Annotated in this window: 23 protein-coding genes; 17 read left to right on the top strand and 6 right to left on the bottom strand. The window is 72.7% G+C overall.

Features of this window, described 5'->3' with window-relative positions; all coding sequences use genetic code 11:
• The first annotated feature begins 308 nt into the window (after positions 1 to 308).
• The 11 genes from pyrG to OO68_RS32380 all read left to right on the top strand — a co-directional run bounded on the left by pyrG (position 309) and on the right by OO68_RS32380 (position 13,911).
• On the top strand, positions 309 to 1,967 hold the full coding sequence (pyrG, locus tag OO68_RS32330) for a CTP synthase (protein WP_033312764.1): 1,659 nt from the start codon (positions 309 to 311) through the stop codon (positions 1,965 to 1,967).
• 94 nt (positions 1,968 to 2,061) lie between these two features.
• On the top strand, positions 2,062 to 2,688 hold the full coding sequence (locus OO68_RS32335; RefSeq protein WP_033312765.1) for an NUDIX domain-containing protein: 627 nt from the start codon (positions 2,062 to 2,064) through the stop codon (positions 2,686 to 2,688).
• A 272-nt stretch (positions 2,689 to 2,960) separates the two neighbouring features.
• Positions 2,961 to 5,000, top strand: coding sequence for a tetratricopeptide repeat protein (locus tag OO68_RS32340; protein ID WP_033312766.1), 2,040 nt, complete (start codon positions 2,961 to 2,963; stop codon positions 4,998 to 5,000).
• 137 nt (positions 5,001 to 5,137) lie between these two features.
• A complete protein-coding gene (gene ald, locus OO68_RS32345) occupies positions 5,138 to 6,262 on the top strand; it encodes an alanine dehydrogenase (RefSeq protein ID WP_167345934.1) in 1,125 nt (374 codons plus the stop codon).
• A 425-nt stretch (positions 6,263 to 6,687) separates the two neighbouring features.
• Positions 6,688 to 7,815: a ParA family protein gene (locus tag OO68_RS32350; RefSeq protein ID WP_078625596.1), complete on the top strand. Its 1,128-nt coding sequence runs from the start codon at positions 6,688 to 6,690 to the stop codon at positions 7,813 to 7,815.
• Positions 7,800 to 8,399 (top strand): hypothetical protein, encoded by a 600-nt coding sequence (locus OO68_RS32355; RefSeq protein WP_033312767.1) that lies wholly within the window; start codon positions 7,800 to 7,802, stop codon positions 8,397 to 8,399. The genes OO68_RS32350 and OO68_RS32355 overlap by 16 nt, the downstream gene beginning before the upstream one ends.
• Positions 8,400 to 9,284: 885 nt before the next feature.
• Positions 9,285 to 10,265, top strand: a complete 981-nt coding sequence (locus tag OO68_RS32360) for a segregation and condensation protein A (RefSeq protein ID WP_329503473.1) — start codon at positions 9,285 to 9,287, stop codon at positions 10,263 to 10,265.
• Positions 10,262 to 10,951, top strand: a complete 690-nt coding sequence (gene scpB, locus OO68_RS32365; protein ID WP_033312769.1) for an SMC-Scp complex subunit ScpB — start codon at positions 10,262 to 10,264, stop codon at positions 10,949 to 10,951. The genes OO68_RS32360 and scpB overlap by 4 nt, the downstream gene beginning before the upstream one ends.
• On the top strand, positions 10,951 to 12,069 hold the full coding sequence (locus tag OO68_RS32370; RefSeq protein ID WP_033312770.1) for a pseudouridine synthase: 1,119 nt from the start codon (positions 10,951 to 10,953) through the stop codon (positions 12,067 to 12,069). Before scpB ends, OO68_RS32370 begins: the two co-directional genes overlap by 1 nt.
• A gap of 106 nt (positions 12,070 to 12,175) precedes the next feature.
• Positions 12,176 to 12,895, top strand: coding sequence for an NUDIX hydrolase (locus OO68_RS32375; protein WP_033312771.1), 720 nt, complete (start codon positions 12,176 to 12,178; stop codon positions 12,893 to 12,895).
• A complete protein-coding gene (locus OO68_RS32380; protein WP_033312772.1) occupies positions 12,892 to 13,911 on the top strand; it encodes an ADP-ribosylglycohydrolase family protein in 1,020 nt (339 codons plus the stop codon). Before OO68_RS32375 ends, OO68_RS32380 begins: the two co-directional genes overlap by 4 nt.
• A gap of 24 nt (positions 13,912 to 13,935) precedes the next feature.
• Here the strand turns inward: OO68_RS32380 and OO68_RS32385 are convergent, their stop codons facing one another.
• On the bottom strand, positions 13,936 to 14,376 hold the full coding sequence (locus tag OO68_RS32385) for a Rieske (2Fe-2S) protein (protein WP_033312773.1): 441 nt from the start codon (positions 14,374 to 14,376) through the stop codon (positions 13,936 to 13,938).
• A 179-nt stretch (positions 14,377 to 14,555) separates the two neighbouring features.
• Between OO68_RS32385 and aroH the strand changes: the two genes are divergently transcribed.
• The 5 genes from aroH to der all read left to right on the top strand — a co-directional run bounded on the left by aroH (position 14,556) and on the right by der (position 19,014).
• The gene (aroH, locus tag OO68_RS32390) at positions 14,556 to 14,918 is read left to right on the top strand and encodes a chorismate mutase (RefSeq protein ID WP_031106761.1); all 363 of its coding nucleotides are present in this window, start codon (positions 14,556 to 14,558) and stop codon (positions 14,916 to 14,918) included.
• Positions 14,915 to 16,000 carry a prephenate dehydrogenase gene (locus OO68_RS32395; RefSeq protein ID WP_033312774.1) on the top strand — a complete coding sequence of 362 codons (1,086 nt, stop codon included), beginning with the start codon at positions 14,915 to 14,917 and terminating at the stop codon, positions 15,998 to 16,000. The genes aroH and OO68_RS32395 overlap by 4 nt, the downstream gene beginning before the upstream one ends.
• A gap of 116 nt (positions 16,001 to 16,116) precedes the next feature.
• Positions 16,117 to 16,797, top strand: coding sequence for a (d)CMP kinase (gene cmk, locus OO68_RS32400; protein ID WP_033312775.1), 681 nt, complete (start codon positions 16,117 to 16,119; stop codon positions 16,795 to 16,797).
• Complete coding sequence (locus tag OO68_RS32405) at positions 16,794 to 17,441, top strand: lysophospholipid acyltransferase family protein (protein WP_033312776.1); 648 nt, start codon at positions 16,794 to 16,796, stop codon at positions 17,439 to 17,441. Before cmk ends, OO68_RS32405 begins: the two co-directional genes overlap by 4 nt.
• A 79-nt stretch (positions 17,442 to 17,520) precedes the next feature.
• The gene (der, locus tag OO68_RS32410) at positions 17,521 to 19,014 is read left to right on the top strand and encodes a ribosome biogenesis GTPase Der (RefSeq protein WP_033312777.1); all 1,494 of its coding nucleotides are present in this window, start codon (positions 17,521 to 17,523) and stop codon (positions 19,012 to 19,014) included.
• A gap of 61 nt (positions 19,015 to 19,075) precedes the next feature.
• On the opposite strand, the gene OO68_RS32415 is transcribed toward der, so the two are convergent.
• The gene (locus tag OO68_RS32415; RefSeq protein WP_033312778.1) at positions 19,076 to 19,465 is read right to left on the bottom strand and encodes a hypothetical protein; all 390 of its coding nucleotides are present in this window, start codon (positions 19,463 to 19,465) and stop codon (positions 19,076 to 19,078) included.
• 85 nt (positions 19,466 to 19,550) lie between these two features.
• Positions 19,551 to 20,348, bottom strand: coding sequence for a DUF8842 C-terminal domain-containing protein (locus tag OO68_RS32420; RefSeq protein WP_033312779.1), 798 nt, complete (start codon positions 20,346 to 20,348; stop codon positions 19,551 to 19,553).
• Positions 20,349 to 20,891: 543 nt separating this feature from the next.
• Between OO68_RS32420 and OO68_RS32425 the strand changes: the two genes are divergently transcribed.
• A complete protein-coding gene (locus OO68_RS32425; RefSeq protein WP_033312780.1) occupies positions 20,892 to 21,524 on the top strand; it encodes a LysM peptidoglycan-binding domain-containing protein in 633 nt (210 codons plus the stop codon).
• Between the two features lie 72 nt (positions 21,525 to 21,596).
• Here the strand turns inward: OO68_RS32425 and OO68_RS32430 are convergent, their stop codons facing one another.
• The 3 genes from OO68_RS32430 to OO68_RS32440 are packed head-to-tail and all read right to left on the bottom strand — an operon-like array spanning position 21,597 to position 25,467.
• Positions 21,597 to 22,238 (bottom strand): ATP-binding cassette domain-containing protein, encoded by a 642-nt coding sequence (locus OO68_RS32430; protein ID WP_033312781.1) that lies wholly within the window; start codon positions 22,236 to 22,238, stop codon positions 21,597 to 21,599.
• Positions 22,235 to 24,991 (bottom strand): branched-chain amino acid ABC transporter permease/ATP-binding protein, encoded by a 2,757-nt coding sequence (locus OO68_RS32435; RefSeq protein WP_033312782.1) that lies wholly within the window; start codon positions 24,989 to 24,991, stop codon positions 22,235 to 22,237. The genes OO68_RS32430 and OO68_RS32435 overlap by 4 nt, the downstream gene beginning before the upstream one ends.
• Complete coding sequence (locus tag OO68_RS32440; protein ID WP_033312783.1) at positions 24,991 to 25,467, bottom strand: hypothetical protein; 477 nt, start codon at positions 25,465 to 25,467, stop codon at positions 24,991 to 24,993. Before OO68_RS32440 ends, OO68_RS32435 begins: the two co-directional genes overlap by 1 nt.
• Positions 25,468 to 25,575 lie beyond the last annotated feature (108 nt).

A 25,575-nucleotide genomic window follows, 5' to 3' on the forward strand; every position in this document is an offset into this window, starting at 1 on the left:
CGGCAGCGAGTGTCCGAGCAGGATACGACGCACGCGGATGATCCGGGTGCCCGTCCGGACAAGGGGAGTACGCCGAACGAGTGAGCAACGGGTGAGGAAGCGGTGAGCACGGTCGCCTCCGTGTCGGGATGTGTGCGGAGCGTGGCCGGAAGCCATCGCCCCGCAGCGCTGATACGCTGGTAGCCCGTGGACCGGTGGGCCCCTTCCCGACAGGGAACCCCCGAACCGCAGCGACGGCACCCCGGAGATTTCCGGCGGGCAGCCGCACCGCACCCCCAGACCGCGACCACGGGAGCCCCGTCTTGGCCATGCCGCCCGCCGCTTTTCGTAATTCGACGACCAAGCACATCTTCGTCACCGGGGGTGTCGCCTCCTCGCTGGGCAAGGGCCTGACGGCCTCCAGCCTCGGCATGCTGCTCAAGGCCCGCGGTCTGCGCGTCGTGATGCAGAAGCTCGACCCGTACCTGAACGTGGACCCGGGCACGATGAACCCCTTCCAGCACGGTGAGGTGTTCGTCACCAACGACGGCGCCGAGACCGACCTGGACATCGGCCACTACGAGCGCTTCCTCGACCGCGACCTCGACGGCTCCGCCAACGTCACCACCGGCCAGGTGTACAACACCGTGATCGCCAAGGAGCGGCGCGGTGAGTACCTGGGCGACACCGTGCAGGTCATCCCGCACATCACCAACGAGATCAAGCACCGCATCCGCCGCATGGCGACGGACGAGGTCGACGTCGTGATCACCGAGGTCGGCGGCACGGTCGGCGACATCGAGTCGCTGCCGTTCCTGGAGACCGTCCGCCAGGTCCGTCACGAGGTCGGCCGTGACAACGTCTTCGTCGTCCATATCTCGCTCCTGCCGTACATCGGCCCCTCGGGTGAGCTGAAGACGAAGCCCACCCAGCACTCGGTTGCGGCCCTGCGCAACATCGGTATCCAGCCTGACGCGATCGTGCTGCGCTGCGACCGCGAGGTGCCCACCGCGATCAAGCGGAAGATCTCGCTGATGTGCGACGTCGACGAGGCCGCCGTCGTGGCCTGCCCCGACGCCCGCTCGATCTACGACATCCCGAAGACCGTGCACGGCGAGGGCCTGGACGCCTACGTCGTCCGCAAGCTGGACCTGCCGTTCCGCGACGTCGACTGGACGACCTGGGACGACCTGCTCGACCGCGTCCACAACCCCGACCACGAGATCACTCTCGCCCTGGTCGGCAAGTACATCGACCTGCCCGACGCCTACCTGTCGGTCACCGAGGCGCTGCGCGCCGGCGGCTTCGCCAACCGGGCCCGCGTCAAGATCAAGTGGGTCACCTCCGACGACTGCAAGACCCCGGCCGGCGCCGCGGCGCAGCTCGGCGACGTCGACGGCATCTGCATCCCCGGCGGCTTCGGCGACCGCGGCGTGCTCGGCAAGGTCGGCGCGATCAAGTACGCCCGCGAGAACAAGATCCCGCTGCTCGGCCTCTGTCTCGGCCTGCAGTGCATCGTGATCGAGGCCGCGCGCAACCTGGCCGACATCACCGACGCCAACTCCACCGAGTTCGACCCGGCCACCTCCCACCCGGTCATCTCCACCATGGCCGAGCAGCTCGACATCGTCGCCGGTGAGGGTGACATGGGCGGCACCATGCGGCTCGGCATGTACCCGGCCAAGCTCGCCGAGGGCTCGATCGTGCGCGAGGTGTACGACGGCAAGGAGTACGTCGAGGAGCGCCACCGGCACCGCTACGAGGTGAACAACGCCTACCGGGCCGAGCTGGAGAAGCAGACGGGCATCCAGTTCTCCGGCACCTCGCCGGACGGCAAGCTCGTCGAGTACGTCGAGTACCCGCGCGACGTCCACCCGTACCTGGTCGCCACGCAGGCCCACCCGGAGCTGCGCTCGCGCCCGACGCGCCCGCACCCGCTGTTCGCCGGGCTCGTCAAGGCCTCGGTCGAGCGGAAGACTTCGAAGTAACACACCAGTTGTACGGTGGCCGGGGTGCATCCCTTCAAAGGGTGTGCACCCCGGTTTCGTTTCGGCAGGTCGCGCGGCACGTGGAAGGACAGGCATGACGATCAAGGACGCCCCGGAGGAGTGGGAGATCCGGGCGACGCAGACTCCCTTCGTGGGCAACAAGACCTCCGTCCGCACCGACGACGTGGTCATGCCCGACGGCACCGTGGTCGGCCGTGACTACCAGGTCCACCCCGGCTCCGTGGCCGTCCTCGCCCTCGACGCGGACGACCGCGTGCTGGTGCTGCGCCAGTACCGCCACCCCGTGCGCCACAAGCTGTGGGAGATCCCGGCCGGACTGCTCGACGTCCCCGGCGAGAACCCGCTGCACGCGGCGCAGCGCGAGCTGTACGAGGAGGCGCACGTCAAGGCCGAGGACTGGCGGGTGCTCACCGACGTCTACACCACGCCCGGCGGCTGCGACGAGGCCGTGCGGATCTTCCTGGCGCGCGACCTGTCCGAGGCCGAGGGTGAGCGGTTCGCGGTCGAGGAGGAAGAGGCCGACATGGTCCTGGACCGGGTGCCGGTCGAGGACCTCGTGCGGGGCGTGCTGGCCGGCGAGCTGCACAACAACTGCCTCGTCGTGGGCGTCCTCTCACTGGTGGCCGCCCGGGGCGGTGACGGCCTGGACGCCCTGCGCCCGGCTCTGGCGCCGTGGCCGGCTCGGCCGTTCGAGGCGTAGGCGCTCCGCTCGGGGCGGTGCGACGGGTGGGTGCCGCCACGGTCGTCTGTCGGGTGCGGCGTCGTCGTGGCCGGTCGCGCAGTTCCCCGCGCCCCTTTCGGGGCGCGACCTTCTGCTGTCGGTCCTACGATCTGCTGATCCGATCGGGGGATGTGCCCGCCGTGCCCGCCGTACTCCTCCGGGAACGTTGCAGAGCGTGAACTAGGCTCTGGGGCACGCCCGAACCGGAGTCCCGGCGGGCTTGCGTGTGCGGTGGGACGGGAGTGTGGCCCGTGGCGGATCAGGTCGTGGAGACAGGCGACGTGCGGTCGGCCGGGCGCGCTGCCGGGGAGATCGAGTTCCTGGGCCGCACACGGGAGTTGAAGGAGCTGCGCGCCGACATCGAGCGCGCCGGGCTGGACACCCTGGCCGGCCGCAAAGCACCCCGCGCGCGCGTGCTGCTCATCGCCGGCCGGCCCGGTTCGGGCCGCACGGCTCTCGCCGAGGAACTCGTCCGGCAGGTTGCGGACGGTTACCCCGACGGGGTGCTGCGGGCGAGCCTGACCGAGCCGGGCGGCACCCCGGTCCCCGTCGGACGTGCCGCCCGCGACCTCCTCACCGCCCTGGACGTGCCGGCGCCCGCCGGGGCCGGTGACGACGACCTCACCGATGCCCTGCGCACCGCCCTGGCCGACCGCCGAGCCCTGCTCCTGCTGGACGACGCGGCCGACGCCGAGCAGGTCGACGCCCTGCTCCCCGACACCCCGGACTGCCTCGTCGTCGCGGTCTCCGAAGGGCCGCTGACCGGCATCTCCGACGTCCGCCCCTGCACCCTGGGCGGCCTGGACGCCAAGTCCGGGGTGGAACTGCTGACCCGGCACACCGGCTCGGTCCGCATCACCGTCGACCCCCGGGCCGCCGAGGGCCTCGCCGAGGAGTGCCAGGGGCAGCCCGCCGCGCTGATGCTGGCGGGAGGCTGGCTCGCGGCCCACCCCAAGGCCGCCGTCTCCGACCTCGCCAAGCAGCTGCGCGCCGAGGACACCGAGGGCACCGCCCTCACCCGGGTGTTCCGGCTCGCCCACGCCGCCCTGCCCGCCGGCGCCGCCCGGATGCTGCGCCTGCTCGCCCTCGCCCCGGCCGGGCTGGTCGACCCGCAGACCGCCTCCGCACTCGTCGGCTGCTCGGTCGACAGCGCCCGCAGCACCCTCGACGACTTCGTCGCCCTGGGCTTCCTGCACGCGGTGGACTCTCCGCTGCCGCAGTACGAGGTGCCGGGCTGCCTGCACCCCCAGCTGCGGATCCTCGCCGAGCGCCTCGAACGCCCGGCCGAGCTCCAGCTGGCCCGGGCCCGCATGCTGGAGCGGACCGTACGGCTGCTCCAGGCCTGCCGGGCGATCACCGAGACCGACAGTCCCCAGGCGCGCCAGAAGCTCCTCGACATGCCGCGCGCCCTGCGCTTCCCCACCCCGCGGGCGGCCGCCGACTGGCTGCGCCTGACCCGGCCCGCGCTGCTGGCGTCGGTCCGGCTCGCGGTCGCCGACGGGGAGCTGGACACCCTGGCCCGACGGCTGATGTCCCAGCTGGTCCGGGCGATGGCGGCGCACATCGGCACCCAGGCCGCCGCTGCCGACCTCTACGACATCCACAGCCTCGTCCTCGGCATCGCCGAGCGCCGCCACCTGCCCCGCGAGCGTGCCGCGGCCCTGCTGAACCTCGGCGACCTCGACGCCCGCACCGGCCGTACGGCCGACGCCCTGACGCGCTACCGGGCCGCGCTGGACGCCGGGCGCGAGGTGAACGACCCGTACGCCACCGGCCGTGCGATGGAATCCGTAGGCGGCGCGTACCAGGACCTCGACGACTTCGACCGGGCCGCCGACTGGTTCGGCCGCGCCCTGGTCGAGCGGCTCGCCCGGGGCGAGCGCGCGGAGGCCGCGCGGCTCTACGGGCGGATCGCCGCAGCCCACACCTTCGCCGGCCGCTACGGCGAGGCCCTGCGGAACTGGCGCGCGGCGGTCGCCGGGCACCGCAAGAACGGCGATGTGGCCGCCCAGGCCCGCGCCTTGAGCGAGCTGGCGCGGGTGCAGGAGTACGCGGGCCGGCCCGAGGAGTCGCTGCGCACCTGCCGGGAGGCGGTGGAGTGGGCGCGGCGCGCCGAGGATCCGCGACTGCAGGCCGCCCTGCATCTGCGGGTCGCCGACACCCTGGAGCACCTGGGTGATCCCGCGTCGGCCGGGCTGCACCGGGGAGCCGCCGAGCGGATTCTTGGCGACTCAAACCTTCAAAATGAGCCTGACGCCTGCGAAATCCGTACCGCATCAGCCGAAGATTGATGCAATGAAAGGCTAGACAGCGAGAACGCCTTCATTAGACTGGCTCTGCCGCACGTTCTCCTGCGGTCTCTCCCGGTGTGCCCGTGCGTGCCCGGGTATGTCTAAGAAGTACCCCCATACCCTCTGAGCCAAGGACCGTGATCGACGTGAAGGTCGGCATCCCCCGCGAGGTCAAGAACAACGAGTTCCGGGTGGCCATCACCCCCGCCGGCGTGCACGAGCTGGTGCGCCACGGCCACCAGGTCGTCATCGAGCGCGACGCCGGCATCGGCTCCTCGATCACCAACGAGGAGTACGTCGCCGCCGGCGGGCAGATCCTGGACACCGCCGACGAGGTGTGGGCCACCGCCGACCTGCTGCTGAAGGTCAAGGAGCCCATCGCCGAGGAGTACCACCGCCTCCGCAAGGACCAGACGCTCTTCACGTACCTGCACCTGGCCGCCTCCAAGGAGTGCACGGACGCCCTGCTGGAGTCCGGCACCACCGCGATCGCCTACGAGACCGTCGAGCTGCCCAGCCGCGCGCTGCCGCTGCTCGCCCCGATGTCCGAGGTCGCGGGCCGGCTCGCCCCGCAGGTCGGCGCCTACCACCTGATGCGCGCCAACGGCGGCCGCGGCGTGCTGCCCGGCGGCGTCCCCGGCGTGCTGGCCGGCCGCGCCGTCGTGATCGGCGGCGGCGTCTCCGGCTGGAACGCCGCGCAGATCGCCATCGGCATGGGCTTCCACGTGACCCTGCTCGACAAGGACATCAACAAGCTCCGCGAGGCCGACAAGATCTTCGGCACGAAGATCCAGACCGTCGTCTCGAACGCCTTCGAACTGGAGAAGGCCTGCCTGGAGGCCGACCTCGTCATCGGCGCGGTCCTGATCCCCGGCGCCAAGGCCCCGAAGCTGGTCACCAACGAGCTCGTCTCGCGCATGAAGCCCGGGAGTGTCCTTGTCGACATCGCGATCGACCAGGGCGGCTGCTTCGAGGACTCCCGTCCGACCACCCACGCCGAGCCGGCCTTCCAGGTCCACAACTCGGTCTTCTACTGCGTCGCCAACATGCCCGGCGCTGTGCCCAACACCTCCACCTACGCGCTGACCAACGCGACGCTGCCGTACATCGTCGAGCTGGCCAACCACGGCTGGGCGGACGCGCTGCGCCGCGACCCGGCGCTGGCCAAGGGCCTCAACACCCACGACGGCAAGGTCGTTTACCGCGAGGTCGCCGAGGCGCACGGCGTGGAGCACGTGGAGCTGACCTCGCTGCTCGGCTGAGCCGCCCACCAGCCCTCGACAGCCGGTAAGTCGGCTAAGTAACCAACCGGCAAAGGCGATACGTCAACACCGGTCGTCAACGCCGCGTACCCGGCCGGACCTTGCCCGACAAGGTCCGGCCGGATGTGTGTATGGTCACTTCGCGGTTCTCGGGCAACTCGCCTCGAACGTAACCCTTCAACCGATTCGCACACCGGTGAAACCTGCCGTGCGACGGCCGTACGCCCTTGACAGCGGGATGTTTCATTGCCGACACATCGGGCCGGGTCCGGCGGATTGTGTTGCTGCGGACGCCCGACACGCCATAGAGTCGCCAGCTGTCGGCATGGTGCCACGCTGACCTGTCTAGAAGTTTCCTGGTCACCAAGGAGGTAAGACGACTTGTGAATGAGTCGACATTTACTCCCGGGGGTGGCCAACCAGGAATGCCTGCACGGGACCAGGAGCCCGCGGGGTTCGCGGCTGTCGGCTCCGTCGCTGTGCGCACCTTCGCAGCCCACCAGAGTCAGCAGGCGACTCACACTGCACACCAGAAGATGGATGGCCATCACGTGAACGCCATGGCCGGCGACGGAAGTGGCGCGCCCCACAACCACTTCGCCGACTACGACGAACTGCCCGAGGGGCACTTCTACGACCCCGACGCGGAGTACGAGCCCGACCCCGAGTACGCGGCCACTCTCGCACCCGACGCGGCCAGACAGCGCCGGGAGCGTGTGGGCCCGACCGGGCGGCCGCTGCCGTACTTCCCGATCCCGGGACCGCTGCCCGAACACGGCCCCGCAAAGATCATCGCGATGTGCAACCAGAAGGGCGGCGTCGGCAAGACCACGTCGACCATCAACCTGGGTGCCGCGCTCGCGGAGTACGGACGCCGGGTCCTGCTCGTGGACTTCGACCCGCAGGGCGCGCTGTCGGTCGGACTCGGCGTCAACCCGATGGAGCTCGACCTCACCGTCTACAACCTGCTCATGGAGCGGGGGATGGCCGCCGACGAGGTGCTGCTGAAGACTGCGGTCCCCAACATGGACCTGCTGCCCAGCAACATCGACCTGTCGGCGGCCGAGGTCCAGCTCGTCTCCGAGGTCGCCCGCGAGTCGACGCTGCAGCGCGCCCTGAAGCCGCTGCTGCCCGACTATGACTTCATCGTCATCGACTGCCAGCCCTCGCTCGGCCTGCTCACGGTGAACGCCCTGACGGCCGCGCACAAGGTGATAGTGCCTCTGGAGTGCGAGTTCTTCGCGCTGCGCGGCGTGGCCCTGCTGACGGAGACCATCGAGAAGGTCCAGGAGCGACTCAACCCCGAGCTGGAGCTCGACGGCATCCTCGCCACGATGTACGACTCGCGCACGGTGCACAGCCGTGAGGTGCTCGCGCGTGTGGTCGAGGCGTTCGACGACCACGTCTACCACACGGTCATCGGGCGCACGGTCCGCTTCCCGGAGACCACGGTCGCCGGTGAGCCGATCACCACGTACGCCTCCAACTCCGTCGGTGCGGCCGCGTATCGCCAGCTCGCCAGGGAGGTGCTCGCCCGGTGTCACGCCGAGTGAGTCTGCCGGGGGCCGACGAACTCTTCCGTACGACAGGGGGGATGGGGCTCCAGTCGTCCCAGCCCAGGCGTCAGGCCAACGGCGACGCCCGGGTGCCCGCTCCGGCGGGGGAGGGCGACGCGGCGGCGGCAGCGGCCGCGGAGGACGCGCCGCAGTCGGTGCCCGCGCAGGGCGGTGACGGCGAGGGCGCCGAGCACGTAGCGGCGGACGCGGAGCCGGCCGAGGCCGGGGAGGCGCACAGCCGTTCCGCGACCGCCGAGCGCTCCGGCTCCGCCCGTCGCCAGACGGCGCAGGAAGGTTCTGCCGCCGGTGCCGCGGGGGGCGCGGGGGCCGCGCCCCGTAAGCGCGGGCGGAACGCCTCGCGCCGTCCCAGCGGCCGCGAGCGGCACGACGAGAAGATCACGGTCTACGTGTCGGCCGAGGAGCTCATGGACCTGGAGCACGCCCGTCTGGTGCTCCGCGGCGAGCACGGTCTGGCCGTCGACCGCGGGCGCATCGTCCGCGAGGCGGTCGCGGTGGTCCTCGCCGACCTGGAGACCCGCGGAGACGCCAGCATCCTCGTACGGCGACTGCGCGGGCGGTAGCGGTAGCCTGCGGGGGCCATGACCTCGAACGCTTCCCCACCTCCCCCCGGCGGCCCGGCCGGCCGCCGGCGTGCGCTGGGGAGGGGCCCGGGGGTTCCGCCGGCCGAGCCGAGAGAGGCCGAGCCGCTCACGTCACTGGAGGAGGCCGACCCCGGGGCCCTGCCGGTCGAGCAGACGGGGACGGAGGCGCCTGGGCCCTTCGCGGACGGCGACGGGACGGCTGCGGCGGTTGAGCTGCGGGCGGAGACGGTCGCGAACGGGTCGTTGCCCGCGGGCGGGGGTGTCGCGCCTGCGGAACTCGCCACCTCGGTGGCCGAGCCGAGTTCCTCGCCTCAAGACGCCGGGCAGGCGGCTTCGCCGACCGGATCCTTGGCCGAGCCGCCCGAGCCCTTGGCGGACGGCGACGGGACGGTTACGGCGGTCGAGCTGCGGGCGGAGACGGTCCCGAACGGACCGGCGCCCGCGAGCGGGGGCGTCGCGCCTGTGGGCCCCACTTCCCCGGTGGGCGAGCCGGGCTCCTCGCATCACAGCTCCGGGCATGCGGCTTCGCCGACCGGATCCCCGGCCGGGTCGCTCGGGCACTCCGTGGACGGCGACGGGGCGGCTTCGCCGGTCGAGCTGCGGGCGGAGGCGGTCCCGAACGGACCGGCGCCCGCGAGCGGGGGCGTCGCGCCTGTGGGCCCCACTTCCCCGGTGGGCGAGCCGGCCGGGCCCGCGTCCGCACCGACCGGGTCCCTGAAAGCCGCGGTTCCCGGGCCGGTGGACACCGCAGGGCCCATGGTGCCGCTTGCGGGCGCGGCTGGGAGCACGGCGCGGTCTGTGGAGGCGGCCGGACCTATGGCGCTGCCCAGGGATGCGGCCGGGACCACGGCACCGCCTGTAGACATGGCCGGGCCTGCGGCGCTGCTTGCCGACGCTGCCGGGCCGGTGGGCGTGGGCGAACCGAGAGGGGCTGCCGGGACGCGGTCCGCGGATGCGGTGACCGGGTTCGGCAACGCTTCCGTCCCCGCCCCGAGCCCCCCGCCCCCGGCCGGTGGCGACGGGACGGCTGCGGACGACGGGGTCTTCAAGGTCCGGCTTGCCAACTTCGAGGGGCCCTTCGATCTGCTGTTGCAGTTGATCTCGCGGCACAAGATGGACGTCACCGAGGTCGCGCTGTCGAAGGTGACCGACGAGTTCATGGCCCACATCCGGGCCATGGGACCGGACTGGGACCTGGACGAGACGACCGAGTTCCTGGTCGTCGCCGCGACCCTGCTCGACCTCAAGGCCGCACGGCTGCTGCCCGCCGCCGAGGTGGAGGACGAGGGCGATCTCGCGCTGCTCGAAGCGCGGGACCTGCTGTTCGCCCGGCTGCTGCAGTACCGCGCGTACAAGCAGATCGCCGACATCTTCAGCGGGCGCCTCGACGACGAGGCCCGGCGCTACCCCCGTACCGTCGGCCTCGAAGCGCACCACGCCGAGCTGTTGCCCGACGTCGTCATCAGCATCGGGGCGGAAGGATTCGCCAAGCTCGCCGTCAAGGCGATGCAGCCCAAGCCCAAACCGCAGGTCTACGTCGACCACATCCACGCCCCGCTGGTCAGCGTGCAGGAGCAGGCCCAGATCGTCGTGGCCCGGCTCAGAGAGCTCGGTGAGGCCAGCTTCCGTGCGCTCGTCGAGGACACCGACGACACCCTGACCGTCGTGGCGAGGTTCCTCGCGCTGCTGGAGCTGTACCGCGAGAAGGCCGTAGCGCTGGAGCAGGAGACCGCGCTCGGAGAGCTGCTCGTGCGGTGGACCGGCGGCGACGGGGACGAGACACCGATCGTCACCGACGAGTTCGACCGGCCGCCCGAGCCGCCGAAGGAGGAGAAGAAGGCGTGAGCGAGCCAACGACCGACCTGCCGGCCGGGACGCCCACCGTGGCCGGCCTCGACCTCAAGCCCGCCCTGGAGGCCGTCCTCATGGTCGTGGACGAGCCCGCGACCGAGGAGCACCTCGCGAAGATACTGGAGCGGCCGAAGCGCCAGATCGCCGACGCGCTGTGCGAGCTGGCCGACGAGTACACCGTCCAGGGCCGCGGCTTCGAGCTGCGGTACGTCGCGAACGGCTGGCGCTTCTACACCCGGGCCGCCTTCGCGCCGGCCGTCGAGCGCTTCGTCCTGGACGGCCAGCAGGCCCGCCTCACCCAGGCCGCCCTGGAGACCCTGGCCGTCGTCGCCTACCGGCAGCCGGTCAGCCGCAGCCGGGTCTCGGCCGTGCGCGGAGTCAACTGCGACGGTGTCATGCGCACCCTCCTCCAGCGCGGTCTGATAGAGGAGGCGGGCACGGAACCCGAAACAGGTGCGATCCTGTACAGGACGACGAACTACTTCCTGGAGCGGATGGGCCTGCGCGGTCTGGACGAGCTCCCGGAGCTCGCGCCCTTCCTCCCGGAGGCGGAGGCGATCGAGGCCGAGACCCAGGAAGGCGTACCGTCGTTCGACCCGGACGCGCCTGACGACGACGTGCCGGGCAGCCGCCCGGCCACCCCGGGTACCGACGACGAAGACGACCAGACGGAACTTTGATGCGAAGCAGCAGCGGCAGGAACAGCAGCGGAAACAACGGCGGGAGCCGTGGTGGCAACAGCGGCGGCCGCGGCGGGAGTGGTGGTGGTCGCGGTAACTTCCGCGGCGCCGGCAACAACCGCGACGACAAGCAGGGCAGCGGCCGTCCGAAGAAGCCCCGCCCCGAGGAGCGCCGCTACGACGTGGGCCCGGGGGCGACGAAGGACGGCCCCAAGGCCGGGCGTGGCGGTGCCGCGCGCGGCGGCGCCAAGGGCGGGCCCAAGCAGCCCCAGAAGCAGGGACGTACGACCCCGGCCCGCCCGCGTGAGTACGAGGCGCAGGTCGAGGAGCGCAACCGCGACCGGTACGCCGGGAAGAAGGAGGTCAAGCTCCCCAAGACCTTCCCCGGCGCCGAGCAGGAGGGCGAGCGGCTGCAGAAGGTCCTCGCCCGCGCGGGCTTCGGCTCCCGGCGTTCCTGCGAGGAGCTGATCGAGCAGGCCCGGGTCGAGATCAACGGCGAGATCGTCCTGGAGCAGGGGCGGCGCGTCGACCCCGAGAAGGACGAGATCAAGGTCGACGGGCTGACCGTCGCCACGCAGAGCTTCCAGTTCTTCTCGCTGAACAAGCCCGCCGGTGTCGTCTCGACGATGGAGGACCCGGAGGGCCGGCAGTGCCTCGGTGACTACGTCACCAACCGCGAGACCCGGCTCTTCCACGTCGGCCGGCTCGACACCGAGACCGAGGGCGTCATCCTGCTCACCAACCACGGCGAGCTGGCCCACCGGCTGACCCACCCGAAGTACGGCGTGAAGAAGACCTACCTCGCCCACATCGTCGGCCCCATCCCGCGCGACCTGGGCAAGCAGCTCAAGGACGGCATCCAGCTGGAGGACGGCTACGCCCGCGCGGACCACTTCCGGGTCGTCCAGCAGACCGGCAAGAACTACCTCGTCGAGGTCACCCTCCACGAGGGCCGCAAGCACATCGTGCGCCGGATGCTGGCGGAGGCCGGCTTCCCGGTCGACAAGCTGGTCCGGGTCGCCTTCGGGCCGATCACCCTGGGCGACCAGAAGTCGGGCTGGCTGCGGCGGCTGTCCAACACCGAGGTCGGGATGCTGATGCAGGAGGTCGACCTCTAGGCCTGACCTTCCAGACCCGACCACCACCAGACCTGACCTCCAGGCCTTGTGAGTGACCGGCACCCCCTTTTATAGTCGTGCTGACTATAAAAGGGGGTGCCGCTGCATGGACGGCTACGACAAGTACGCCCACGAACCCTTCGCCGTCACCGTCGATCTGGCCGTGTTCACACTCCGGGAGGGCGCGCTGCACGTGCTGCTCGTCGAGCGCGGACAGGAGCCGTACGCCGGACGCAGGGCCCTGCCCGGCGGATTCCTGCGGCCGGACGAGTCCGCGGAGACGGCCGCCCGGCGTGAACTCGCCGAGGAGACCGGCCTGTCCGACGTCTCGGGGTTGCACCTGGAGCAGCTGCGGACGTACAGCGAGCCCGGCCGCGACCCCCGGATGCGGGTCGTGTCGGTCGCCTTCGCCGCCCTGCTGCCCGATGCACCCGAGGTGCACGGCGGCAGCGACGCGGCCCGGGCCGACTGGGTGCCGTACGGCACGGCGGGCCCGCTCGCCTTCGATCACGACCGCATCCTGGCCGACGCCCACGACCGCGTCGGCGCCAAGTTCGAGTACACCTGCCTCGCCACCGCCTTCTGCCCGCCCGAGTTCACCCTCGGCGAGCTCCAGCAGGTCTACGAGACCGTGTGGGGCACCGAGCTGGACCGGCCCAACTTCCGTCGCAAGGTGCTCGCCACGCCGGGATTCGTCGAAGCCGTCCCGGGCGCCGCGCGACTGACCGGCGGACGCGGCAAACCCGCCGCGCTGTACCGCGCCGGAACCGCCACCGCCCTCCACCCGCCTCTCCTCCGGCCCACCCGGGAAGGACGCCCCGCATGACCACGCTCGTCCACAAGCAAGCCGCCACCGGAGCGCTCACGGGCCTGGCCCTCGGGGACGCGCTGGGCTTTCCCACCGAGTTCGACGACGTCCCCTCGATCCTCGCCAAGTGCGGGCCCTGGCGGGAGATGGAGCTGCCGCAGCGCGCCGTCGTCTCGGACGACACCCAGATGACGCTGGCGCTGGGCCGCGCGGTGCGGACCGCGATGGACCGCGGGGTGCTCGCCCCACTGCGGCTGGTGCGACCCCTGCGCGAGGAGTTCGTGGACTGGTACCAGTCCCCGGAGAACAACAGGGCTCCGGGCCGCACCTGCATGAAGGCCTGCTACCTGCTGAAGGACGAATCCCGCCCCTGGCAGGACGCCGGCCAGATCGACTCCAAGGGCTGCGGTGCCAACATGCGCGTCGCGCCCCTGGGCCTCGTGCCCGGTCTCAGTGACGAACAGCGCGCCGGCGCCGCCCAGTTGCAGTCCGCCCTCACCCACGGGCATCCCACCGCGCTCGCCGCCTCCGACCTCACCGCACACGCCGTACGTCTGCTCGCGCAGGGCGCCGAGCCGACCGGGCTGATCGGCCTGCTCCGCTCCTACGCCCTGGAGAACCGCGGCCGCTACCACGAGCGCTGGCTCGGCGACCTGTGGCGGCGGGCCGGGGACCCGAGCCCCGAGCGGTTCATCGCGCGCGGCTGGGACGAGTGTCTGGAGGCCCTCGAACGTCTCCGGCACGCCGTGCGCACCGTCTCCCCGGAGACCGACCCGTGTCTGGCCACCGGTGAGGGCTGGATCGCCGAGGAGGCGCTGGCGACCGGGCTGCTGTGCTTCCTGCTCTTCGTCGACGAACCGGTCACGGCCCTGCGCCGCGCCGCCTGCACCGTCGGCGACTCGGACTCGATCGCCTGCCTGACGGGTGCCTTCGCGGGCGCCCACCGGGGCGCGGAGGCCTGGCCCGCCGAGTGGGCCGACCGTGTCGAGTACCGGAGTGACCTGGTCACCCTCGGGGCGCTGTGGGACGCGTGACGCCGACGGGCCGGTCGCGGGCCCTCACGCCATGCGAATCGCGTTTCCCTCCACGGTGATCTGCTCGGCGGGCAGCGGCCGCGTCGCCGGGCCCTGGGACACCGCGCCGTCGGCGATCTGGAACTTGCTGCCGTGACAGGGGCAGTTGATCGTGCCGTCGGAGACGGTGGACACCAGGCAGCGCTGATGGGTGCAGATCGCCGAGAAGGCCTTGAACCGGCCCTGCTCCGGCTGGGTCACCACCACCTCCTCGTCCTTGAAGATCTTGCCGCCGCCCACCGGGATCTCGTCGATGTTGGCCAGGACCTGGCCGGCGGGGCCGCTCGTCGCGCCCTCGCCGGTGGGGGACTGTGTCGACGTGGAACCGCTGTCGTCGCCGCCCCCGCCGCAGGCCGCGACGAGCGCCGCCGCGCCGGTCGCGCCCGTCGCGAGGAGAACCGTGCGGCGCGTGGTCTCGTAGGTCATGTCGTCACTCCGAAAGTACCGAAGAGGGGTGAAACGGAATTTGCGTCATCTTGGCACCGAACTTACCCAAAGGTGACGATCCCGGCGTCTCACCGGGCGGGCGCCGCGCACCCGGGCCGCCCTGGCTGACTAGGCTGGTCGGACGTAGAGCGACACGCACGTCAACAAGGAGCATCGCTGTGGCGGTACGAGCGGTCCGGGGCGCCGTCCAACTCGAACGGGACGAGGCCGGGCACATGGACGAGCAGGTCGGAGCCCTGCTCACGGAGATCCTCGAGCGCAACGATCTCGCCGCCGACGACCTGATCAGCATCTGGTTCACGGCCACGCCCGACCTGCACAGCGACTTCCCGGCCGCCGCCGCCCGCAAGCTGGGCATCGTCGACGTGCCGCTGATCTGCGCCCAGGAGCTGGACATCGAAGGCGCCATGCCGCGTGTCGTCCGGGTCCTCGCGCACATCGAGTCCGACCGGCCCCGCGCCGACATCGCCCATGTCTACCTCGGCGCCGCGGCCGCCCTGCGCAAGGACATCGCCCAGTGAGGACCGCACTCGTCATCGGAACCGGCCTCATCGGCACGTCCGCCGCGCTGGCCCTGGCCCAGCGGGGCGTCACCGTGCACCTCGCCGACCCGGACCCGGAGCAGGCCCGTACGGCGGCCGCGCTCGGCGCCGGCACCGACGAGGCGCCGGACGGGCCCGTCGACCTCGTGATCGTCGCCGCCCCGCCCGCGCACGTGGCGGACGTGCTCACCGACGCCATCCGCAGCGGTGCGGGACGCGGCTACCTCGATGTCGCCAGCGTCAAGGGCGGGCCGCGCCGCGAACTGGAGGCGCGCGGCCTCGACCTGTCGGCGTACATCGGCTCGCACCCCATGTCGGGCCGGGAGAAGTCCGGCCCGCTGGCCGCGACCGCGGACCTCTTCGAAGGCCGCCCCTGGGTGATGACCCCGACCCGGGACACCGACACCGAGGTGCTGAACCTCGCTCTGGAGCTGGTCTCGTACTGCCGGGCCGTGCCGGTCGTCATGGACGCCGACGCCCACGACCGGGCCGTGGCCCTCGTCTCCCACATGCCCCACCTGGTCTCCAGCCTGGTCGCCGCGCGGCTGGAGCACGCCGAGGAGTCCGCCGTGCGCCTGTGCGGGCAGGGCATCCGCGATGTGACGAGGATCGCCGCCTCCGACCCCCGGATGTGGATCGACATCCTCTCCGCGAACCCCGCGCCGGTCGCCGACCTGCTCACGGATGTCGCCGCGGACCTGGAGGAGACCGTGCGGGCCCTGCGCGCCCTGCAGTCCTCCGACGACCACAAGCGCCGCGAGGGCGCCGACGGGATCGAGGACGTGCTGCGGCGCGGCAACGCCGGGCAGGTCCGCGTCCCCGGCAAGCACGGGTCCGCGCCACGGGCCTACGAGGTCGTGGCCGTGCTCATCGACGACCAGCCGGGACAGCTGGCCCGGATCTTCGCCGACGCGGGCCTGGCCGGGGTCAACATCGAGGACGTGCGGATCGAGCACGCCACGGGGCAGCAGGCCGGTCTGGTGCAGTTGATGGTGGAGCCCAAGGCGGCCTCGGTGCTGAGCGCCGCGCTGCGGGAACGGGGCTGGGCGCTGAGGCAGTAGGGCGTGCCGGGCGGGGCCGGCCGACGCGCGGCCGGACGAGTGACGCGCACCCAGTAACCTTGTGCGGGGCAGTCGCGCCCTCATCCCGCCGAGCCCGGTTCAGGAAGGTCCCCACTGTGGAAAGCGCCACGCCAGTGATTGTCGCCATCGACGGCCCCGCCGGCACCGGCAAGTCGAGCACCTCGAAGGCCGTGGCGGCCCAGCTCGGGCTGAGCTACCTGGACACCGGCGCCCAGTACCGGGCGATCACCTGGTGGATGGTGAGCAACGGCATCGACATAGACGACCCGTCCGCCATCGCCGCCGCCGCGGGCAAGCCCGAGATCGTCTCCGGCACCGACCCGGAGGGCCCGGCCATCACGGTCGACGGCGTGGACGTGGCCGCCCCGATCCGCACCCAGGAGGTCTCCTCCAAGGTCAGCGCGGTCAGCGCGGTGCCCGAGGTGCGCGCCCGGATCACCGAGCTGCAGCGCTCGATCGCCGCCTCCGCCGAGCAGGGCATCGTCGTCGAGGGCCGGGACATCGGCACCACGGTGCTGCCCGACGCCGACCTCAAGATCTTCCTCACCGCCTCCCCGGAGGCGCGCGCCGCCCGCCGCAGCGGCGAGCTGAAGGGCTCCGACGTCCACTCCACCCGCGAGGCCCTGATCAAGCGGGACGCCGCCGACTCCAGCCGCAAGACCTCCCCGCTCGCCAAGGCGGACGACGCCGTCGAGGTGGACACCACCGAGCTCACGCTGGCCCAGGTCATCGAGTGCGTCGTCACCCTCGTCGAGGAGAAGCGGGCCGGAAAGTGACCGATCTGCCTTCGGCGCGGGGTGCCGAGGTCGGGCGGCGCATCGGCGTCGGCCTGATGTACGGGCTGTGGAGGCCGCGCGTGCTCGGTGCCTGGCGGGTGCCCGCGAGCGGGCCGGTGATCCTCGCGGTCAACCACTCCCACAACATCGACGGCCCGATGGTCATGGGCGTGGCGCCCCGGCCGACGCACTTCCTGATCAAGAAGGAAGCGTTCATCGGGCCGCTGGACCCCTTCCTGCTCGGCATCGGGCAGGTGAAGGTCGACCGCGACACCACCGACCGCACGGCGATCACCAACGCGCTGGGCGTCCTGGCGGCCGGCGGCGTGCTCGGCATCTTCCCGGAAGGCACCCGGGGCGAGGGCGACTTCGCCTCGCTGCGCGCCGGCCTCGCGTACTTCGCGGTACGCAGCGGCGCCCCGATCGTCCCGGTGGCCGTGCTGGGAAGTTCCGGGAAGCCCGGACGGTTGATAAAGGCGCTGCCTCCGCTGCGCTCCCGGGTCGACGTCGTCTTCGGCGAGCCCTTCGAGGCGGGCGACGGCAGCGGTCGCCGGACGCGCAAGGCGCTGGACGAGGCGACCGGGCGCATCCAGAAGCAGCTAGCGGCCCACCTGGAAAACGCCAGGCGCCTCACCGGGCGCTAGGCGACACTTGAGTAGTGGATCAGCCCGGAACAGCGGGTACTCCACCGACCACCACGATGAACGACGAGGTACGGACTTCATGAACGACCACATCCAGCCCGACGGCTCGGACGCCTCCGACGGCGCGTACGAGCACGACCACGGGGCGCTCGGCGACGCCGAGTACGCGGAGTTCATGGAGCTCGCCGCCGAGGAGGGCTTCGACCTCGAAGACGTCGAAGGTGCCATCGAGGCGGCCGGGCACGGCCCGCTGCCCGTCCTCGCCGTCGTCGGCCGCCCCAATGTCGGCAAGTCGACTCTGGTGAACCGCATCATCGGGCGCCGCGAGGCCGTCGTCGAGGACAAGCCCGGCGTCACCCGCGACCGCGTGACCTACGAGGCCGAGTGGGCGGGCCGCCGCTTCAAGGTCGTCGACACCGGCGGCTGGGAGCAGGACGTCCTCGGCATCGACGCCTCCGTGGCCGCCCAGGCCGAGTACGCCATCGAGGCCGCCGACGCGGTCGTCTTCGTCGTCGACGCCAAGGTCGGCGCCACCGACACCGACGAGGCCGTCGTCCGGCTGCTGCGCAAGGCCGGCAAGCCGGTCGTGCTGTGCGCCAACAAGGTGGACGGCCCGAGCGGCGAGGCCGACGCGGCCTACCTGTGGTCGCTGGGCCTGGGGGAGCCGCACCCGGTCTCCGCGCTGCACGGCCGCGGCACCGGCGACATGCTCGACCAGGTCCTGGAAGTGCTGCCCGAGGCGCCGCGCGAGACGTTCGGCGGGGGCGGCATCGGCGGCCCGCGCCGCATCGCCCTGATCGGTCGCCCCAACGTCGGCAAGTCCTCGCTGCTGAACAAGGTGGCGGGCGAGGAGCGCGTCGTCGTCAACGAGCTGGCGGGCACCACCCGCGACCCCGTCGACGAGCTGATCGAACTCGGCGGTGTCACCTGGAAGTTCGTCGACACCGCGGGCATCCGCAAGCGGGTCCACCTCCAGCAGGGCGCCGACTACTACGCCTCGCTGCGCACGGCGGCCGCCGTCGAGAAGGCGGAGGTCGCGGTCATCCTGATCGACGGCTCCGAGTCCATCTCGGTGCAGGACCAGCGGATCGTCACCATGGCCGTCGAGGCCGGCCGCGCGATCGTCATGGCGTACAACAAGTGGGACACCCTCGACGAGGAGCGCCGCTACTACCTGGAGCGGGAGATCGAGACCGAGCTCGGCCAGGTGGCGTGGGCGCCGCGGGTGAACGTCTCGGCGCGCACCGGCCGGCACATGGAGAAGCTGGTCCCGGCGATCGAGACGGCCCTGGCGGGCTGGGAGACCCGGGTCCCGACGGGCCGGCTGAACGCCTTCCTCGGTGAGCTGGTCGCCGCCCACCCGCACCCGGTCCGGGGCGGCAAGCAGCCGCGCATCCTGTTCGGCACGCAGGCGGGCACCAAGCCGCCGCGGTTCGTGCTGTTCGCCTCCGGATTCATCGAGGCGGGCTACCGGCGCTTCATCGAGCGCCGCCTGCGCGAGGAGTTCGGCTTCGACGGGACGCCGATCCACATCTCCGTGCGGGTGCGCGAGAAGCGCGGCAAGAAGAAGTAGCGCACAGCACCGGAAAGGGCGGCCCCGTTCGGGGCCGCCCTTTCCGGTGTCCGGTGCTCGCTCAGACGCCGCCGCGCCGCCCCGGCGGCAGCGCGGCCGGTACGTGGTGCATCCCCGTGCTGTGTGCGGCGACGGTCCCGACGCGCTGCCACTGCGGCTGCTGCCCGGTGGCATGGCGGGCGCTCTGGGCGCCCGCGCTGTAGGCACTGTAGGAGCTGCCGTACGCCCCTGCGTACGGGCCCGAACTGTGCGGGGTGTTCCCGAAGGCGGTGAATCCCAGCTTCTCCTCGCCGCTGCGGTCGCCGGGCAGTGCGCGGAAGGACTTGACGTACTCGGCGTAGAGAGCGTCGTAGATCGGCGTGGCCGATGGGCCGCCCTGGGAGTCCTGAGCCGATCGCGCGGACGGGATCGGCGAGAGGGACTGGCGGCGGGGAACGTCGTATGCGTGCACGTATGTCCAAACGACCCCGCGGGTCAAGGGATGCGGCCCGGGTACGGCTTTCGCCGGTCTGCGGCGTGCACGGGTGACGGGAGGCTCAGGTGCCGGCCAGCGGCAGCGCCGAGCCGACCAGCTTTCCGTTCGCCGCCGCCTTGTCCAGCGCGTCCCGCAGCAGGTCCTCGCGCGGCTGGCGGCCGATCGAGCCGGCGGGCGCGGCGAACATCAGCACCTGCTGGTGCTTGTTGGCCGCCGCGCGCCAGCCGTCGGTCACCTGGAGCGGCTGGTGGGCCTGCCACCAGGCCACCGGCTGGCCGCCGTTGCTGCCCGGCTGGAGCACCGCGTGCAGCTGGCCCACGGCGAGCAGCACCGACCAGCCGTGCAGCACCGGGGGTACCGCCGACAGCTCCGACAGCGGCATGAACCCCTGCTCGATGAGCAGCGGCAGGAAGTCGTCGCCGGTGCCGGTCGTGCCGGCCCGGGCGATGGGCCCGGTCGGCTCCACCACCAGGGCCGGGTGGAGCTCCCCGCCGATCAGGACGAGCCCGCTGGTCACACCCAGCACGGCCTGCTCGGGCACCGCCTTGTCGGGCACCACCCGGTCGGGCTCCAGATCGACGGTGTCGCCGGCGATGGACTTCACGGCGCCCCGCAGCTGCTCCTCGGTGACCTGCACGACCTGCGAGGGCAGACAGCCGGAGTGGGCGAAGGCGAGGACGGCGGTCTCGTCACCGATGAACAGAACGGTGCTGGTGCGCTCCTGCTCGGAGTCGCCCGGTGTGCGGCAGGACGTGCAGTCGTAACTGCCCGGGGCGGTCTCTCCGGCGAGCAGGCGGTCGGCTTCTTCGTCGCCGATCTCGGCGCGTACCTCGTCGCTGACGTCGAGCATGCGCGGCACGGGTGGCTCCCTCGGGGATGCGGTGCGTGGCAAAGCCGGGTGGCTCCCGGCCCGTGGTCCGGGTCGGTCCCGGCTCATGAAGAAGACAACGGACGATCTGTGGCGGGAGTCACGCCCCAGGGCGAACGGAATCGAACCAACCAGCGCGCAGGGTCACGTTTCGCGCGGAATGGCGCACTCACTGTCAACTCGCCGTCATGTAAAGGGCGTTAGGAGGGTGAAGTGGGTCACACACCACCGGGGGAGTTGGTGAACAAATCCGGAAATCCGCGAATGAAGTGGGTGTCCGGAAATGGCCGTTACCCCAGGTATCGGTGAACTGGCCTGCCCGGACGGGCGACTGGTTGATGCCGGCCGCAGACCTCCTTAGATTCCTCCGCCGTGTGCAACGAGCACCGCTCGGGTACGTCCACCGGCCGCCGGGTTCCCAGGAACCGGGCACGGCACCGCTCCGGTGGACGGGGTGAGCGCGGCCCTCGCGTCCCATGGCGCGGGAGTGGCGCTCCGCCTTGGGGGATCCCGGGTGTTTCGAAAGGGACCTATATGTCCGAATGTGCCGATTCCTCTCGCCCCGACGCCCGGAAGACCCCGGTTCGTACGACGGCGGTCCTCGCCGGGGCGGCACTGCTCGCGCCCCTCGGACTGCTCGCCGCGACCGGGAACGCCGCGGCGGCCGACAGCGGAGTGTGGGACCGCATCGCCCAGTGCGAGAGCGGCGGCAACTGGCACATCAACACCGGCAACGGCTACTACGGCGGCCTCCAGTTCGCCGCCTCCACCTGGAACGCCTACGGCGGCACGGCCTACGCGCCCACCGCCGACCGGGCGAGCAGGTCCCAGCAGATCGCCGTCGCCACCAAGGTCCAGCGCGCCCAAGGGTGGGGCGCCTGGCCGACCTGCTCGGCACGTGCCGGGGCGAGCGGCGGCGCACCCGCCGCCGACCCGGTCACCTCCACCGCGCCGGCCCCGGCGAAACCGCCGAAGGCGCCGGCACGTTCCGCGGAACACGCGGACCGCGGCTCCTCCCGCGGTGACTACACCGTCCGCCGGGGCGACACGCTCAGCGGTGTCGCAGCCCGGCACGGGACCACCTGGCAGCGCCTCTACGCCGCCAACAAGGCCGCCATCGGCGGGAATCCCGACGTGATCGTCCCCGGCCTGCGCCTCACGTTCTGAGGCGCCGCTCCCCCTCGCCGGGACACGGGCCCCGTCCGGTCGGCCGACCGGACGGGGCCTCGGCGTCCGGCATCAGCCGGAGAGCTCGCCCGCCTGTCCGGCGAACACGACGGTCCCGCGGCGCAGTTCGTAGACGATCGCGGACCGGTCCCGCAGGGCGGGCGGCAGCCGCTGCTCGGCGACCACCACGCACGCGTCCAGCGCGCCCAGCAGCTCGTACGTCCGGGCCGCGACCGGGGGCGACATGCCCTGGGCGGGCTCGTCGACGAGCACCACGCGCGCGCGGGCGAGCACGGCCCGGGAGAGGGCGAGCATGCGCTGCTCCCCGCCCGAGAGGGTGCCGGCGCGCCGCTCCAGCAGGGGGCGCAGCTGCGGGTAGGCGTCGAGGGCCGGGGTGTGGTCGCGCGCGGCGAGTGCGAGGTTCTCGCGCACGGTGAGCGAGCCGAACACGGCCTGCCGCTCCGGCACCAAACACAGCCCCCGCCGGGCCCGTTCGTACGCCGGGACGCGGGTGATGTCCGTGCCGTCCCACACCACCGTGCCGCCCGTCAGGGGCACGGTGCCCGCCAGGGCGCGCAGAGCGGTGCTGCGGCCGGACCCGTTGCGGCCGAGCAGCACGGTGAGGCCCGGGCCGGGGGCGGCGAGGGTGATGCCGTGCAGCGCTTCCAGGGGGCCGTAGCGCACGCGTGCGTGGCGCAGGGAGACGGTCGTCATCGGCCGGCCTCCGGTTCCAGGGCGTCCAGCACGCGTCCGGGCGGGCCGGAGGCGACGATCCGGCCCGCGGTCATCACGTGCACGACGTCGGCGAGACCGGCCACCAGGTCCAGGTCGTGCTCGACGACCAGGAGGGCCGTGCCGTCGGCGGCCAGGGCCCTCAGGACCCGGGCCAGGGCGGTCACTTCGGCGGTGTCGAGCCCGGCGGCGGGCTCGTCGAGGAGCAGGACGCGGGGGCTTCCCGCGAGGACCCGGGCCAGTTCGACCCGGCGCAGCGTCCCGGTGGGCAGCCCGGCGGCGGGCCGTGCGCGCAGGGGCCCGTCGAGTCCGAGCAGCCTGAGAGCGCGCTCCACGGCGCCCGGGTCGGTCACCCGGCCCTGCTCGGCACCGACGCGGACGTTCTCGGCCACGGTCAGCGACGGGAAGACGGCCAGCTGCTGGAACGTCCGTGCGACACCGAGCCGGGCCCGGGCCTGGGCGGGCAGCGCGGTGATGTCCCGCCCGCCGAGCCGCACGACCCCCCTCGCGGGCGGCAGCGTCCCCGCCAGACAGTGGAACAGGGTGCTCTTCCCGGCCCCGTTGGGCCCGACGACCGCGGTGATCCGCCCGGGGGAGAGCTCCAGGTCCACCCCGTCGAGGGCGGTGAAGCCGCCGTAGCGGGCGTGGAGGCGGCGGGCGGTGAGGAGGGGAGCGGCGGCCGGGGGAGGGGGCGGCGGGGTGCCTCCCAGGCCGGGGACGGCCCCGCCCGGTGGGCCGGGTGGCGGGTGGCTGTTGCCGTCGGGGTGCTCGCGTCGGACGGGTGCGCTGCCGGGGTGCTCGTGTCGGGCGGGTGTTCCTGCCCTGTGAGCCATGCGTGTCGCACCGGTCGGTGCCGGGGCCCTCGGGGCCTTCTGGGGCTCTGCGGGGCGCAGGAGCCGGTGGGCCCGGGCGCCCGCCGGAGTCAGGGCCGGGGTGCGGCGCAGCCGGAGGCGTTCCCTGGCGGTGCGCAGGGCCTCGTACGGGCCGCCCGGGAAGCGGCCCGCCAGGATCGCCAGGACGCCGATCAGGGCCGCCGCGACGCCGCCCCGGGTGCCCGCGTCCAGCCCGACCAGGAGGGCCGCCGCTGCGAGGGCCCCGAGCGTGCTGTCAGCGCCCAGCACCACCACCGCGGCGAACCACAGCAGGCCGCGCACGGGGTCGTAGGCGGCGGCGTCGAAGGCGCGCAGGCCCATGCCGAGCATGCCGCCGCCCAGTGCGGCCAGTGCGGCACCCGCGACGAAGGCCAGCAGCTTGAGGGACGGCACCCGGACGCCCGCCGCCTGCGCGCCCCGCTCGTGATCCCGCATGGCGGCAAGGGCCCGGCCCGTCCGCCCCCGGCGCAGCGCGTGCGTGGCCAGCAGCGCGACCGCCAGCAGGAGCAGCTCCAGGACGTAGTACGCCCGGTCCCCGTCGAAGCCGGCGGGGCGGCCCAGGGACAGGCCCGCGGTGGCGTACGGCTGGGCGAAGACGAAGCGGCTCACCCCCACGCCGACCGCGAAGGTCGCCAGCGCCAGCGCCAGGCCCCGGCGGCCGATCGCCGGCCAGCCCGTCAGCAGGCCGAGCGGCGCCACCAGGACCACCGACACCCCGAGGGCCGCCAGCTCCGGCAGGGCGGGCAGCCCCGGGAAGCGGCCCGCCGCCAGCAGCGCCGTGAACAGGGCGCCCAGGCCCGCGTACGCCGCCTGCCCCAGGGAGATCTGGCCGCCGCGCCCGGTGACGACCACCAGGGACAGCAGGATCACGGCCAGCGCCGGCACCTGGACCGAGGTGTGCAGATCCTGGCCCGCGAGCCCCAGCGGCAGCAGGAACAGCACGAGCACCACGACCCAGGCGCCCGGCGGGGTCGCCGCGCGCGCCGTGGCCGTGCGGGGCAGCGCGTCCCGTTCCCCGACGCCCGGCAGGACCAGCGCCGCGACCAGCAGCGCGACGACGAACAGGTTCGTGCCCACCGCCTGGAGCAGCGGCTCGGCCCAGCCCGACGGGTGCAGCCGCGTCAGCTGGCTCTGCGCCACCCCGATGCCCAGTGCCACCACCACCGCGACCGGCAGGCTCCGCATCCGCGCGGCCACCGCCACCGCAACGACCTCCATCACGAGCAGCGAGAGACCGGACGGGTCGAGCCGTACGTACGGCGCCAGCAGCACTCCCGTCAGACCGGCCGTGAACGAGCCGAACGCCCAGCCCGTGGCCGCGACCCGGTCCGCGTCGATGCCGCCCAGCTCGGCCAGCCGCCGGTCGTCGACCACGGCCCGCAGCTCCCGCCCAAACCGCGTCCGGCGGATTACCACCGTGACCCCCGCGGCCAGCACCAGCACCACCGCCAGCTGCCCCCACGGCTCGTCCGGCACCAGCACCGGAGCGTCGTCCCGCGCCCCCTGCCCCCACAGCAGCGCCGCCCCGCCCACCAGCAGCACGAACACCCCGATGGACGCCACCAGCGTCTGCGCCGGGGCACCGCCCAGGACAGCCAGGGGCCGGAACACGAACCGCTCCAGGACCACCCCCAGCCCCGGGGCCAGCACCAGCAGCGTCACCACCGCACCGAGCCACAGCGGCCAGCCCCACTCGACCACGCACTGCCGCAGCACGTACGCGCACACCATCGCGATCGCGCCGTGGGCGAAGTTCAGCACACCCGTCGCGCGGTACGTCACGATCAGGCCGATCCCGGTCAGCGCCGCCGCGCTGCCCACCGAGAGCCCGGCGAGGGTGAGGTCGTACGTCAGCGACGACATCAGTCGGTTTCTTCGGCCGGCTCGCAGATCGGGCAGGGGTCCAGCTCACCGCTCGCCACCAGCTTGGAGTCCACCGGGACAGCCTCCGCCTTGCCCGCGACCAGCGGGCAGTCCGCGCGGTGCCACAGCGTGCCGCCCGGCACCATCAGCAGGTCGCCGCTGACCGCGAGCGGCGCGAGCGCGGCCCGGCCGCTCTCCTCCGGCTCGTCCGGCTCCGCCGCCACCAGCAGGTGGTACAGCTCCTCCACGCGCGCGGCGGCGATCGACTCCCGGCCCCGGGCCAGCAGCACCGCCCCGGCGACGATCAGCCCGGCCCCGGGGATCGAGCAGGAGGCGAGGTAGGGCAGCTGCCGTTCGGCGTAACGCTCGCCGGAGACCCCGTACCAGCCGACGACGCACAGCACCGCCCCGGCGGCCAGGGCCGCCCAGCCGGCCCACAGGACGGGATGCACGGTCCGCAGTCGGCTGGTCCGCATCGCTGGCTCCCACACGTCGGAATCGGCTGTGCGTGCGTCGGGCTGCCTGTTCAAGTCCGCCGATCGCTTGCACTATGCCCTGTGGAAGCTGACCCTGAAAGCACCGGG

Source organism: Streptomyces iakyrus, assembly GCF_000717055.1.
In the GTDB taxonomy this organism is placed as follows: domain Bacteria; phylum Actinomycetota; class Actinomycetes; order Streptomycetales; family Streptomycetaceae; genus Streptomyces; species Streptomyces iakyrus.

Coding starts and splice junctions, on each gene's coding strand:
- pyrG (WP_033312764.1), top strand. CDS start 309: ATGCCGCCCGCCGCTTTTCGTAATTCGACGACCAAGCACATCTTCGTC.
- OO68_RS32335 (WP_033312765.1), top strand. CDS start 2,062: ATGACGATCAAGGACGCCCCGGAGGAGTGGGAGATCCGGGCGACGCAG.
- OO68_RS32350 (WP_078625596.1), top strand. CDS start 6,688: ATGCCTGCACGGGACCAGGAGCCCGCGGGGTTCGCGGCTGTCGGCTCC.
- OO68_RS32360 (WP_329503473.1), top strand. CDS start 9,285: ATGGCCGGGCCTGCGGCGCTGCTTGCCGACGCTGCCGGGCCGGTGGGC.
- OO68_RS32370 (WP_033312770.1), top strand. CDS start 10,951: ATGCGAAGCAGCAGCGGCAGGAACAGCAGCGGAAACAACGGCGGGAGC.
- OO68_RS32375 (WP_033312771.1), top strand. CDS start 12,176: ATGGACGGCTACGACAAGTACGCCCACGAACCCTTCGCCGTCACCGTC.
- OO68_RS32380 (WP_033312772.1), top strand. CDS start 12,892: ATGACCACGCTCGTCCACAAGCAAGCCGCCACCGGAGCGCTCACGGGC.
- OO68_RS32385 (WP_033312773.1), bottom strand. CDS start 14,376: ATGACCTACGAGACCACGCGCCGCACGGTTCTCCTCGCGACGGGCGCG.
- der (WP_033312777.1), top strand. CDS start 17,521: ATGAACGACCACATCCAGCCCGACGGCTCGGACGCCTCCGACGGCGCG.
- OO68_RS32425 (WP_033312780.1), top strand. CDS start 20,892: ATGTCCGAATGTGCCGATTCCTCTCGCCCCGACGCCCGGAAGACCCCG.
- OO68_RS32430 (WP_033312781.1), bottom strand. CDS start 22,238: ATGACGACCGTCTCCCTGCGCCACGCACGCGTGCGCTACGGCCCCCTG.
- OO68_RS32435 (WP_033312782.1), bottom strand. CDS start 24,991: ATGTCGTCGCTGACGTACGACCTCACCCTCGCCGGGCTCTCGGTGGGC.
- OO68_RS32440 (WP_033312783.1), bottom strand. CDS start 25,467: ATGCGGACCAGCCGACTGCGGACCGTGCATCCCGTCCTGTGGGCCGGC.